Below are 12,806 nucleotides of genomic sequence, written 5' to 3' on the forward strand. Positions count from 1 at the left end.
GGTGCATTCAAAGGCCGGTTTCAGCCTGCACCCGGTTCCGCGCAAGGGTCAAGGCGGCGGCGGCGCATAGCCGCCATGCCGCCGGTTTTTCGTGACGTTACATCGGCCTTACACCGGCATCGCGACCAGCGGCTTGCGGTTGCGCAGGTGCCGGATCGCCAGTTTGCGCCCCAGCCGCCCCGAGGGGATGGGCCGGGCCGGTTCGGCCTGATGACCGGGCACCGCCAGTTCGGGAAAGATGGTCAGAATTTCCGCCCGCGCCGCTGGCCCGACGGCCTTCAGCGCCTCGGGTCCGGTGAACAGCGACTCGGCCTCGGCGCCCTCGGCAAAGACCACCTGATGCCGGTCGAACATGAAATGGACATAGGTGACACTGGTCAGATCCACGGCAATGTCGATCCCGTCCAGCAGGCACAGATGCTTGGCGGCGATCAGCACCTCGGACGTGCCGAACATCTTTTGCGCAATGGCCGAGCGCACCAGAACCCGGTGCTGCGGGCTGACCACAAGGTCACGCAGCGGCAGCCCGCCCCCCAGCGCCCCCGCCCGGATGCGGATCGGGCGCAGATGCGGCGCGCGCGCCAGATCGGCGGCGCTGTAATGGCGCTGCCCGACCCAGCGCACCGGCTGCGCCCCGTGATCGCGCGTCAGCACCCGGTCGCCCACCGCCACACGGCCCGCCGGCACCGGCCCGTCGCGGGTCTCGATCAGCGCGTCAGCGGCAAAGCAATAGGCCATGTAGTCATACATGATCTCCGGAATAGCCCTCGTGCCCGGCCCGTTCTTTGTCGTATATGTTACCCCTGCTTTCAGCGGTCGAACCGCAGTCGGGCTGTTGCTGACAACGAACCCGACAGGTTGACCGTCGATTTTCAGCAATCCCAGCAGATTAGTGGACCCGTCGCTGCCGCTGACCTCGATCGAATATCCAAGCCCCAGATTATCACCCGCCGCGAAGGTGACGCCATCAATCGTTATCCCCGACACCAGCTCTTGCGAGGATGGGCCGCTGCCCAGGCCGTGATCGCCCAATGCCAGCGCCTGAGTGCCCCAATCCGTGTCATTGATCTGAAAGCTGATGACCTGCGGGCTGGGGCCGACAGTCAGGTCCTGCCCGATTTTTCTTGAACCGACAATCTCAGTGTTGTTCAGCAGATCAGGATCGACATAGCTGAAGCTGCTCAGCGGGTAAAAATAAACGGTTTTAATTGCCATCAAGCACTCCATCGAGGGCACGAAGCCCGGTGATCAGACGGTGTTGCACCAAACTGTATGTCTCGGCGCATGTGGGGGATAACATGTGATGCGATCCCTGACAACGCTATTTTAGAAAATCGCAAACAGATCCTTTACTTTACATTAGGCTGTAAGGTCATACCAACAATACAAACTGTCATGAATCCGTCATGTTTCCTTCACACTTAAAGGTTGCCACCCCCCTCAAAACCCCGTTTCCATCGCGATCACCGCCTGCACGGCGCGGCGCCAGCGGGCGGTGCGGGCGGTGCGCTGGTCGGCGGGCATCTGCGGGCAAAAGCGCCGGTCCAGTTGCCAGTTGGCGGCGTAATCCTCGGGGCCGGGGCAGATGCCCGCCTGCCAGCCCGCCAGCCATGCCGCGCCCTGTGCGGTGGTCTCGGGGTTGGTGGGGCGGTCCACCGGCGCCCCCAGAATATCGGCCAGAAACTGCATCGCCGGTTCGCTGGCGCTCATGCCGCCATCGACGCGCAGCACCGCATCCCCGGTGCCCACCCAGTCCGCCTGCATCGCCTGCCACAGATCGAGGGTCTGGAACCCCACGCTTTCCAGCGCCGCGCGGGCCATCTCGGCCGGGCCGGTGGCGCGGGTCAGACCAAACACCGCGCCGCGCACATCGGGCTGCCACCACGGCGCGCCAAGCCCGGTAAAGGCCGGCACCATGACCACCTGCTGCCCCGGATCGGCGCGGTCCCACAGCGGCCCGGTTTCGGCCGCGTCGCGGATCAGCCCCAGCCCGTCGCGCAGCCACTGCACCACCGCCCCGGCGACAAAGATCGACCCCTCCAGCGCATAGGTCGTCTGCCCCTTCAGCCGATAGGCCACCGTGGTCAGCAACCGGTTTTCGGACGTCACCGCCTGCGTGCCCGTGTTCAGCAGCGCGAAACAGCCGGTGCCATAGGTCGATTTCATCATGCCGGGCTGAAAACAGGCCTGCCCCACGGTCGCCGCCTGCTGGTCGCCCGCCACCCCCAGTATCGGGATCGGACGGCCAAACAGGTCGGGGCGGGTCTGCCCGAAATCATCGGCGCTGTCGCGCAGATCGGGCAGCATGGCGCGGGGGACGCGGAACAAATCGCACATCTCGTCCGACCAGTCGCCGCTGTGAATGTCATACAGCATCGTGCGCGCGGCATTGGTGGCATCGGTGACATGGGCCTGCCCGCCGCTCAGCTTCCAGATCAGGAAACTGTCGATGGTGCCAAAGGCCAGCTCGCCCGCCTCGGCCCGCGCCCGCGCACCATCGACATGGTCCAGAATCCACGCGATCTTGGTGGCGCTGAAATAGGGGTCCAGCAACAGCCCGGTCACCGCGCTGACCCGCGGCTCGAACCCCTGCGCCTTCAATCCCGCGCACAGATCGGCGGTGCGGCGGTCCTGCCAGACAATCGCGTTATGCACCGGCTGCCCGGTCTTGCGGTCCCAGATCACCGTGGTTTCGCGCTGGTTGGTAATGCCGATGGCGGCAATCGGCGGGTTCCCGGCCTTTTCCAGCGCACCACGGGCCACGGCGGCGGTGCTGGACCAGATGTCCGCAGGGTCATGTTCCACCCAGCCGGATCGCGGGAAATGCTGGGGAAATTCCTCTTGCGCGACAGCCAGCACCCGCAGATCCGCGGAAAACACCAGCGCCCGGGACGAGGTCGTCCCCTGATCAATCGCCAGAATGGTCATGCCGCACCCCCCTGCCCTTCTTCGTTGCCCAAATACCCGGCCCCCGGTGCCGCCTGCATCCACGCCTGCAATGCCGCGACCTGCGCCGCCCCAAGCCGCAGCCCCAGCTTGGACCGCCGCCAGATCACATCCCCGGCGCTGCGGGCAAATTCATGCCGCATCAGCCAGCTGACCTCGCGCTCGGTCAGGGTGGCGCCGAAATCGCGCCCCAGATCGGCGGCGTCGCGCGCATCCCCCAGCATCACCGCCGCGTCACTGCCATAGGCCCGCACCAGCCGCGCCGCCCATTTCGGCGTCAGAAAGCCATAGCGGTCCTGCAAATGCGCGCACAGCGCAGCGACGCCATCGACGGGGAAATCGCCGCCCGGCAACGGCACCCCCGCCGTCCACGCCCCGCCCGCCTGCGCGACATCCCCGGCCAGCTTGTCCAGCGCCTGCTCGGCCAGCCGGCGATAGGTAGTGATCTTGCCGCCGAACACATTCAGGCAGGGCGCCTGATCGCCGGTCCCGCGATCGACCGACAGCACATAATCGCGCGTCGCCGCCGTGGCGCTGCTGGCGCCGTCATCATAAAGCGGCCGCACCCCGGCATAGGTCCACACGATCTGGTCCCGCGTGACCGGCGCGCGGAAATACTGGCTGGCGAAATCGCACAGATATTGCTGTTCCGCGGGGCTGCATTCCGCCGCCTGCGGGTCGCCGGGATGGTCGCAATCGGTGGTGCCGATCAGGGTGAAATCGCCCTCATACGGGATGGCAAAGATGATCCGCCCGTCGCGCCCCTGAAAGAAATAGGCCTTGTCGTGGTCAAACAGCCGCGGCACCACGATGTGACTGCCGCGCACCAGACGCACGGTTTCGCGGCTGTCCAGATGCGCCACGTCACGGATGACCTGCCCCACCCACGGCCCACCGGCATTGACCAGCATCCGGGCCTGAAACACCCGGCCATCGGCCAGCGTAATGCGCCACAACCCGGCATCGCGGCGGGCCTCGGTCACGCGCGCACCCACCAGCACATCGGCCCCGCGCTGTGCCGCATCGCGCGCGTTCAGCGCCACCAGCCGGGCGTCATCGACCCAGCAATCGCTGTATTCATAGGCCCGCACCAGACGGTCCTGCAACACCGCCCCTTCCGGGCTGCCGCGCAGGTCCAGCCCCGAAGTGCCGGGCAAGATCCGCCGCCCGCCAAGGTGGTCATACAAAAACAGCCCGGCGCGGATCATCAGGCTGGGTCGGCGCCCGCGCAGCCACGGCATCACCCACCCCAGCATCCGCGACACCGGGGTGTCGGATTCGAACCGCATCTGCGGGTCCAGCGGCAGCACAAAGCGCATCGGCCAGCTGATATGGGGCATGGCGCGCAGCAGGGTTTCGCGTTCCTGCAACGCCTCGCGCACCAGCCGGATTTCCAGATATTCCAGATAGCGCAGCCCGCCATGGAACAGCTTGGTCGAGGCCGAGCTGGTCGCCTGTGCCAGATCGCCCATTTCCGCCAGCCGGACCGACAGCCCGCGCCCCGCCGCATCGCGGGCGATCCCGCACCCGTTGATGCCGCCGCCGATGATGAACAGGTCGGTGATCTTGTCCACGGGAACCTCCATTTCGCGCCGCCCCTCATTTCGCGCCACCCCTGTCGACTTGGCGCGCGGGGCGGGCGGTTGTCAATCGCGGATATTCGTTTTTGCGCGCATTTCCCCGTATTGACGCAAAACGAACATTCGTTTTCAATGCCGCATCGCCCCCAGACGGACAGCGCCGCCATGACCCTGACCCTTCGCCAGCTTCAGATCCTTGACCGCGCGCAGGCCACGGGCCGGGTGTCGGTGGACGATCTTGCCAGCCATTTCGATGTCGCCGTCCAGACCATCCGCCGCGACCTGGCGGGGCTGGCCGATCACGGGGTGATGGACCGCGTGCATGGCGGCGCGGTGCTGCGCCGGGGGGCGTCGAACCTTGGCTATGATCAGCGCCGCCAGATGCATATCGCCGCCAAGGACGCCATTGGCCGCGCCTGCGCCGCACGCATCCCCGACAATGCCAGCCTGATCCTGAATATCGGCACCACGACCGAGGCCGTCGCCCGCGCCCTGCTGGACCACCACAACCTGACGGTGATCACCAATAATATGAACGTCGCCAATATCCTGATCCGCAACCCCAGCGCCGAGGTCATCGTGGCCGGCGGCACGGTGCGGCGGTCCGATGGCGGGCTGGTGGGCGACCTGACGGCGGGGTTCATGGCGCAGTTCAAGGTCGATTACGCCATTATCGGCTGTTCCGCGCTGGATGCGGATGGCGATATTCTGGATTACGACCTTGCCGAAACACGGGTCAGCCGCGCCATCCTGCAACAGGCGCGCAACCGCTGGCTGGTCACCGATCTGGCCAAGCTGGGGCGGTCGGCACCGGGCCGCATCGCCGCGCTGTCAGACATGGACGCCATCTTCACCGAATCCCCCCTGCCCGCCCCCCTGCGCAGCGCCTGCGCGGACTGGGGCACAGAATGCGTGGCGGCCAGTATGACGGCCTGACCCGCTCGACATTGACTTTTCGGCAAATTTCTTCAGAAGATGGCGCCATGACAAGGCGCTGGCGCCATCATATCCGCTGGTGGGCGATCTGGGTGCTTTTAGCACCTTTTTTCATGCTGTCGACCATCGCGGATGGCGTTATGCCGGTTGCAACGCCGCAGGGGGTCCAGATGATCATCTGCACCCCACAAGGTACCAGCTATGTCACCGTTGATCCTGAAACGGGCGAACCCGTAAAGGGCAAGGCATCGCCCGGCTGCGATTGGGCGGCCACGAAAGCAACGGCCATGCTGGCCCGCGATGCGGCAACGCTGATGCTGGCGGATCACATGACCAGCACCCAGCCACCGACACCCCCAACCTTGTTGCGCATGGCGCAGGCCACCGGCTTGCCACCTGCGACCGGCCCGCCTTTTCCTGCCTGATTTTTCACAACCGAAATCAACTTCATCTCAGGAAAAGTCATGTCTTATGCAACCAACGGGTCCCAGGACCCGGCAGCTTCATTGACTGCAAACAAATATTACTTCCTCGCCTGGCGCTGGCACTTTTACGCCGGGCTGTATGTGGCCCCGTTCCTGATCATGCTGGCCGTGACAGGCCTTGCAATGATGTGGATCTCTTGGGGCGCGGGCATCGCAGACGAACGTCTGGCCATCCCTGCCGGCCAGGCCCCGCAAGCCGTCAGCACCCTGCAAGCGGCAGCCGAGGCCACCCTGCCCGGCAGTCAGGCCTTCCAATATGTCGAACCTCTGGCCGCTGACCGCGTGGCCGTCATCGCCGTCCAGTCTGGCGACACAAAGACCGGGATCGCCCTGAACCCCTATACCGCGCAAGTGGTCCACAGCTTTCCGTGGCGCGGCGGCTGGTATAATTTTCTTGACGACATCCACGGCAGCCTGCTGATCGGCACCATCGGTGACCGGCTGGTCGAAATCGCCGCCAGCCTTGGCATCTTGCTGATCGTGACCGGGCTTTATCTGCACTGGCCGCGAAACGGTAATGGCTGGCGCAAAACACTGTTGCCGCAGACCCGCGCCACCGGCCGTAACCTGTGGAAATCGCTGCATGGCGTGATCGGCCTGTGGATGGCACCGGTGTTGCTGATCTTTCTGCTTTCGGGCCTCAGTTGGGCAGGGATCTGGGGCGGCAAGTTGGTGCAGGCATGGAACACCTTCCCGGCTGAAAAATGGGACGCGCCGCTGTCGGATAAAACCCATTCCGACCTGAACCGGGCCCCATCGGCCGAGGTGCCGTGGGCCATCGAACTGACCCCGATGCCGGTCTCTGGCTCGCCCGCGGGGCAGGCGGCGATTTCCGGTCCGGTCACCGCCGACAACGTCACCGCCTTTGCCCGTCAGCTTGGCTTTGACGGACGCTTCCAGCTGCACTTTCCCAAAACCGAGGACGGCGTCTGGACCATCAGCCATGACAGCATGTCCAATGACGGCCCCAACCCGGCGGATGACCGAACCCTGCATATCGACCGCTTTACCGGCAATGTATTGGCTGATCTGCGCTATGCCGATTATTCGCCCTATGCCAAGGCGATGGCCTGGGGGATTGCCTTTCACGAGGGCGATCTGGGGGTCTGGAACCTGACACTGAATACCGCCTTCTGCCTGTCGGTGATCTTTATTTCTTTGTCAGGGCTGGTGATGTGGTGGAAGCGCCGCCCCAGCCGCGCGGCACGGCTGGCCGCGCCGCCCAAACCGGCCAATCTGCCGCTGTGGAAAACCGCCTCGGCGCTGGTGGTTGTGCTGGGGGTGCTGTTCCCGATGGCGGGGCTGGCGATTTTGCTGGCACTGGCAGTTGACCTGACCCTGTTGCGGGCCGTGCCGCCGCTGAAACGCGCCATGTCATAAATACGAAATGGGCGCGGCGGTCTGGCTGTCGCGCCCCACCACCGAAGTGGTCATCCGGCTGTCACCCTCAACTGCAGGTGGCAACACCTTCGGCCTGCGCGGCCTTCAACAACGCGGCATCCAGACTGGCCAGTTCCGCCCCGTGACGCAAGGCCAGTTCCAGATACAGCGCGTCATAGGCCGACAGCCGGTGCCGCCGCGACAGGTCCATCACCACCGCGCCCGATGGCGCGTGGTCCAGCGCGATCCCCAGTGCCTCGACCGTTTCCAGAATCTGCTCGGCCATGCCGGCGGGCAGGCGGCCACGGCGTTCGCTGACGATCAGGATGTTGCGCAGCTCGACCCATAACAGCGAAGGCGCGATCAGGTCGGGGTGACGCGCCAGCGCGCCGTCCAGATCCAGCCCCTTTTCATCCGGCATCACCCAACCGATCAGCGCCGATGCATCCAGCACCAGCATCAGCGGCGGCCCTCGTCGCGGGCCGACAGGATATCGGCGCACGACATCGCCGCCCCCTGCCCCGCCAGCCGCGCCCGCAGGCCCGCCATCCGCCGCAGCGCGGCGGCGCGGTCGCCGGTCGCGGCGGGGGCCGGGCCAAGCTGTGCCACCGGGGTGCCGCGCCGGGTGATCAGCACCGATTCCCCGGCCTCGGCCGCGGCCAACAGCTCGGACAGGTGGGTTTTGGCTTCGAATGTGCCGATCTCGCGCATGGGTCTGTCCCTGAATAAACTGGTTAGAAATCTAGTTTATTGGGGCCGTGGTTTCAACCCCGCCGCAGCCGGACCAGAACCAGTGCCGCCAACACCACCCCGGCCAGCGCAGCGATCAGCACCGCCGGGGCCGACCGGTGCGCGTCAGAAAGCCCGGCGCAATCGCGCGCCGCCGCCCACAGACCCGCCCCGGCAACAAGCGCGCACAGCCCGAACACCCCGCATTCGGCCAGACCGGCCCGCTGGCCAAAGCGCAAAACCCGCATGACCAGCGCCAGCCCGAACACCCCCAGAACCGCCATGCGCGCGCCATCGCCCGACGCAGGGCCACACCACGCCTGACCGGGCCAGAACAGGTCCCAGCCCATGCCGATCAGCATCACCGCCCCCAGCAGCAGGGCATAAACCACCGACCAGCCCGTCATCCTGCCGCCGGGTCGGGGCGGTCCGGGTCGCGCGCTTGCGGGTCGGGCACCCGGTCCAGAACCGGCGGCACCTGCAACACCGCCAGCAAGGCGGCATCGCGGGCCTGTTCCAGCGCGGCAATCGGGCGCCCGCCCACCTGTTGCGCAACCCCGTCGCGCAGCGCGCCGCAGGTGGCGGCATCCAGATGCGGCTGACCCAGATCACCCCACCACTGTTCCGCCGCCGGTCCCAGATGGTCCAGGAAATGCCCGATCCCCCCGGCGCCCCCGGCCAGATGGAAGGTCAGGTTCGACCCCATCACCGCCCATCGCAACCCCGGCCCCGCGACCAGCGCCCGGTCGATATCGGCCAGCGAGGCGACATTGTTCACCACCAGATGAACCGCCTCGCGCCACAGCGCCGCTTGCAGGCGGTTGGCGATATGGCCGGTTATTTCCGTGTTCAGCCGCACCGGCGCCTTGCCGATGCGGGCATAAAACGCCATCGCCAGATCGACCGACCGCGCGTCGGTCTGTTGGCCGCCGACGACCTCGACCAGCGGCACCAGATGCGGGGGGTTGAACGGATGCCCGATCACCAGCCGCCCCGGATGCGCCATCCCCTGCTGCATCGGCGTTGGCATGATCCCGCTGGTGGAACTGGCAATGACCACATTGTCCCGCAGCGCCGGTTCCAGCCCGGCCAGCAGCGCGCGCTTCAGCGGCAGGCGCTCGGGGGCGTTTTCCTGAACGAAATCGGCCCCCTGCGCGGCGTCAGCGGCATGGCGGTGAAAGCCAAGCCGCGCCTGCGCGTCGGTCACATCGCGCCCCGCCGTCAGGCCCAAAGCCTGAAGGTCGGTCCAGAACCGGGCCACCGCCGCGCGCAACGCCGCCTCGGCCCCGTCGGCGGGGTCATGGGCCGCGACCTGCAAGCCCGCCGCCAGAAACCGCGCCGCCCAACTGGCGCCGATAACCCCGGTGCCGATCACCGCCACCCGTGAAATATCCTGCACCTTCATCGCCCTGCCCCGCTGCTTTGCCAGATACCGCGCCATGCAACCCCAGCCCCGGCAGCCGCGCAACCCCCTTTGCCACCGCCCCGGCGCGGGCTAGGATCGCCCGATCCGGCAACCCGGCAAACGGGGGGGGCGGGCAAACGTGGGGGGAACAGCCATGACCGATATGGGAACACACATCGCACAGGCGCGTGGCGACGCGCCCGCCGATCTGGTGCTGCGCGGGGGGCGGGTCTTCTGCACCGTCACCGGCAACCTGACCGAGGGCGATGTCGCCATCAGCGGCCAGACCATCATCGGCACCGGCGCGCCCTATGACGCGGCGCGGGTGATCGACGTGACCGGGCTGACGCTGGTGCCGGGCTTCATCGACACCCACCTGCATGTCGAAAGCGCCTGCGTCACCCCGTATGAATTCGACCGCTGCGTCACCCCGCGCGGCATCACCACCGCCATTTGCGACCCGCACGAGATCGCCAATGTCATCGGCGCCCCCGGCGTGCGCTGGTTCCAGCAGGCCGCCGAACATATGGTCATGGACCTGCGGGTGCAGATCCCGTCCTGCGTGCCCTCGACCGATATGGAAACCGCGGGCGCGCGGCTGGATGCGGATGACATCGCCGCGCTGCGCGGCCATCCCTCGGGCATCGGGCTGGCGGAATTCATGAACTATCCCGCCGTGATCGGCGCCGACCCGGACGCACTGGCCAAGCTGGCGATCTTCGCGGGCGGGCATGTCGACGGACACTGCCCGCAACTGACCGGACGGGCGCTGAACGCCTATATCACCGCCGGAATCCGCACCGAACACGAGGCCACAACCGCCACCGAGGCCCGCGAAAAGCTGCAAAAAGGGATGCGCGTGCTGATCCGCGAAGGCTCGGTCTCCAAGGATCTGGACGCGCTGGCGCCGCTGCTGACCGACGCCACCAGCGCCTTCATGTGCCTGTGCACCGATGACCGCAACCCGCTGGACATTGCCGAGGAAGGCCATCTGGACGCGATGATCCGGCGGCTGATCGCGCAGGGCGTCAGCCCGCTGGCGGCCTATCGCGCGGCCTCGCTGTCGGCGGCACAGGCCTTCGGGCTGCGCGACCGGGGCCAGATCGCGCCGGGGATGCGCGCCGATATCGTCGCCGTGGGCACGCTGGCCGATTGCGACGCGCGGCTGGTGATCTGCGGCGGGCGGGTGGCCGATGACGCGGCCTTTGCCGCCCGCCCTGCCCTGCCCGATATCGGCCGCGATTCGGTGCGCGCCCCGGTGCTGGACCCGACCGATTTCCGCCATCGCGGCAATCGCGCCCGAACCGATGTGATCGGGGTGCGCGCCGGACGCATCATTACCGACCACCTGCGCGAAACCATTGCGCCGCGAAACGGCGACAAAGCCCCCGACCCGGGCCGCGACCTGGCGCGCGTCGCGGTCATCGAACGACACGGTAAAAACGGCAATATCGCCACCGGCTTTGTGCGCGGTTTCGGGCTGAAGGCCGGGGCGATTGCCGCAACCGTGTGCCATGACCACCACAATATCGTCGCGGTCGGCGTCGATTACGGCGATCTGGCGCTGGCGGCGAACCGGCTGGCCCGGATTGGCGGCGGCTTTGTGGTGGCCCGCCTGCGCAAAGCCGCCGCCAGCCTTGGCACCACCCTGCCTGAACCGTTCCTGCAACTGGCTTTCGTCGCGCTGCCGGTGATTCCGGCGCTGAAAATCACCGACCGGGGGCTGGTCGATGTCACGAATTTCCAGATCATCCCCTGACCGCCCACCTGTCAGGCGGTATTATTCCACCGCTTCCGGGTCAAATGCCGCGGGCGACATTTCGCGCCAGAAGGCAATGATGGCACGGGCATTCAGCGCGCTTTGCCAGCCCTCGCGGGCGAAATGCGCCCGGTCCAGATCATTGTCCAGCCGCTCGGTGAACAGCTTGCGGTCGGCATCGCGCTGGGTCGGGTTGCGGGCGGCGACCAGCGCGGCCACGACCTCCATATCGCGGCGGCGCGCGGCGGCCTGACGCTGGCGCGCGGCCTGTTCGGGGTCGGCCGGCACCGGCGCAGGCCCGGCAACGGGGTGCGGCCGCGGCGCTGCCGGCGGGGGTGCGGCCGCGGCGCTGAAATCGCGTTCAATCGCAGCGGACAGGTAGCGCAGCGGCGATTTCACCCCGCCCTGCCCGGCGACGTAATCCAGCTTGTCGCGGACGTAATCCTCGCCATGTTCGGAAATCCACTGCCGCGCCAGCCGGTCGCTGACCCCCAGCGCCCGCAGCCGGGCATAGACCGCACCGCTGCGCGTGCCCGCCCCGTCATCCATCCCCAGCATGGCCAGTTGCGGGTTTTCCTGAATCAGAAACCGGATCTCGGCGATGGCGCGGCCTTTGCGGGCAAATTCGGGGGTGATGGTAATATTGGAATTCTTGTTTACCTCGGCCACGGCTGGCTTGATGACCTTGGCATTCAGGTGTTTGAAATTGCGGTAATAATCGCTGTCCTCGACACCCATCAGCCGGCGAAACAGGTCCAGATCCCACCAGCCCGTGCTGCCGGTGCGCACAAAGCGGTAACAGTTTTCATACAGCGCCAGCCCGTGCCCCGAGGCAAAGCGGCGCTGGATATTCAGATTGATCAGGGCAAAGACCTTGGGGTCATGCAGCTTTTCCGCCAGCGCCGGGGAATAGGCATATTCGCACACCCCGCCCTTCAGCCGGGCATAGGACAGCAGCGCCGAGACCCCCCATTCCTGCCGGCCCTTCGCGTCCAGCATGTCCCATTCGGCCACGGTTTCCGCCAGCGAACGCAGCGCATCTTTCAGCGTGTCCATATCGTTGCTGTTATAGCCGATCATCAGGCACAGCGTGCGCGCATCGATGGAATGTTTGGGCGCCGTGACCAGCGCGTCATAGGCGTTCAGCAGCAGCACATTCGACAATTTGCGCTGCAACAGCGTCAGCTTGCCCGAAACATGGATCGCGGCCACATTCTTCTTGACCGAATCGCGCCGCAGCGCCCCTTTCAGCTGCCCCTGCGGCAATGCATCCTGCATCCCTGCCTGCGTCATCGGCATTGCACCTTTGGTCATGCCCGCCTCGTTTGCCATGTGATGGGACCTGTCTTGATGGATATCGGCCCCGCGATGCGATCTGACGTCGCCTTGCCGCATATGATGCCGCAAAAAGCACCCACCCTCAAGCACCCTCAGGATACCCTTTCCAGCGGCGGCACGGGCATCCCGCAGACGGGTGCTTTATCAGGTTACGAGCCGTTGCCGGCTTCCCGGAAACGGGTGCTTTTATCCGCGGGTTGTGTGACACGGCCATCCTGTGAATAGGTGCCTGTCGCGTTGCGATACAG

12 protein-coding genes are annotated in these 12,806 nt (G+C 66.3%); 4 read left to right on the top strand and 8 right to left on the bottom strand.

The genetic code is table 11. The annotated features are described in order from the left end of the window. Window positions 1–108 precede the first annotated feature (108 nt). The 3 genes from ACFXP9_RS12970 to glpD form a co-directional block, all read right to left on the bottom strand. Window positions 109–1,215 (bottom strand): Hint domain-containing protein, encoded by a 1,107-nt coding sequence (locus tag ACFXP9_RS12970; RefSeq protein ID WP_397210268.1) that lies wholly within the window; start codon window positions 1,213–1,215, stop codon window positions 109–111. 225 nt (window positions 1,216–1,440) lie between these two features. Next, entirely contained in the window at window positions 1,441–2,928 is a 1,488-nt protein-coding gene (glpK, locus tag ACFXP9_RS12975; protein WP_397208890.1) for a glycerol kinase GlpK, read from the bottom strand. Next, window positions 2,925–4,532 carry a glycerol-3-phosphate dehydrogenase gene (gene glpD, locus ACFXP9_RS12980; RefSeq protein ID WP_397208889.1) on the bottom strand — a complete coding sequence of 536 codons (1,608 nt, stop codon included), beginning with the start codon at window positions 4,530–4,532 and terminating at the stop codon, window positions 2,925–2,927. Before glpD ends, glpK begins: the two co-directional genes overlap by 4 nt. A gap of 159 nt (window positions 4,533–4,691) precedes the next feature. Here glpD and ACFXP9_RS12985 point away from each other — a divergent pair, with 159 nt between their 5' ends. The 3 genes from ACFXP9_RS12985 to ACFXP9_RS12995 all read left to right on the top strand — a co-directional run bounded on the left by ACFXP9_RS12985 (window position 4,692) and on the right by ACFXP9_RS12995 (window position 7,327). Further along, window positions 4,692–5,462: a DeoR/GlpR family DNA-binding transcription regulator gene (locus ACFXP9_RS12985; protein ID WP_397208887.1), complete on the top strand. Its 771-nt coding sequence runs from the start codon at window positions 4,692–4,694 to the stop codon at window positions 5,460–5,462. Then, entirely contained in the window at window positions 5,435–5,887 is a 453-nt protein-coding gene (locus ACFXP9_RS12990; protein WP_397208886.1) for a hypothetical protein, read from the top strand. Before ACFXP9_RS12985 ends, ACFXP9_RS12990 begins: the two co-directional genes overlap by 28 nt. 81 nt (window positions 5,888–5,968) lie before the next feature. Further along, window positions 5,969–7,327, top strand: coding sequence for a PepSY-associated TM helix domain-containing protein (locus ACFXP9_RS12995; RefSeq protein ID WP_397208885.1), 1,359 nt, complete (start codon window positions 5,969–5,971; stop codon window positions 7,325–7,327). Between the two features lie 67 nt (window positions 7,328–7,394). Here ACFXP9_RS12995 and ACFXP9_RS13000 read toward each other — a convergent pair whose 3' ends face one another. The 4 genes from ACFXP9_RS13000 to ACFXP9_RS13015 are packed head-to-tail and all read right to left on the bottom strand — an operon-like array spanning window position 7,395 to window position 9,461. Beyond that, window positions 7,395–7,787, bottom strand: a complete 393-nt coding sequence (locus tag ACFXP9_RS13000) for a type II toxin-antitoxin system VapC family toxin (protein ID WP_397208883.1) — start codon at window positions 7,785–7,787, stop codon at window positions 7,395–7,397. Continuing rightward, entirely contained in the window at window positions 7,787–8,038 is a 252-nt protein-coding gene (locus ACFXP9_RS13005; protein ID WP_397208881.1) for a type II toxin-antitoxin system Phd/YefM family antitoxin, read from the bottom strand. The genes ACFXP9_RS13000 and ACFXP9_RS13005 overlap by 1 nt, the downstream gene beginning before the upstream one ends. A gap of 53 nt (window positions 8,039–8,091) precedes the next feature. Beyond that, on the bottom strand, window positions 8,092–8,463 hold the full coding sequence (locus tag ACFXP9_RS13010; RefSeq protein WP_397208880.1) for a hypothetical protein: 372 nt from the start codon (window positions 8,461–8,463) through the stop codon (window positions 8,092–8,094). After that, entirely contained in the window at window positions 8,460–9,461 is a 1,002-nt protein-coding gene (locus ACFXP9_RS13015; protein WP_397208879.1) for a 3-hydroxyacyl-CoA dehydrogenase NAD-binding domain-containing protein, read from the bottom strand. The genes ACFXP9_RS13010 and ACFXP9_RS13015 overlap by 4 nt, the downstream gene beginning before the upstream one ends. Before the next feature lie 154 nt (window positions 9,462–9,615). Between ACFXP9_RS13015 and ACFXP9_RS13020 the strand changes: the two genes are divergently transcribed. Next, the gene (locus ACFXP9_RS13020) at window positions 9,616–11,220 is read left to right on the top strand and encodes an adenine deaminase (protein WP_397208878.1); all 1,605 of its coding nucleotides are present in this window, start codon (window positions 9,616–9,618) and stop codon (window positions 11,218–11,220) included. Window positions 11,221–11,241: 21 nt separating this feature from the next. Here ACFXP9_RS13020 and ACFXP9_RS13025 read toward each other — a convergent pair whose 3' ends face one another. Further along, window positions 11,242–12,534 (bottom strand): replication initiation protein, encoded by a 1,293-nt coding sequence (locus ACFXP9_RS13025; RefSeq protein WP_397208877.1) that lies wholly within the window; start codon window positions 12,532–12,534, stop codon window positions 11,242–11,244. Window positions 12,535–12,806: the final 272 nt, after the last annotated feature.

This window comes from Paracoccus jiaweipingae (genome assembly GCF_044335505.1).
Lineage (GTDB): Bacteria > Pseudomonadota > Alphaproteobacteria > Rhodobacterales > Rhodobacteraceae > Paracoccus.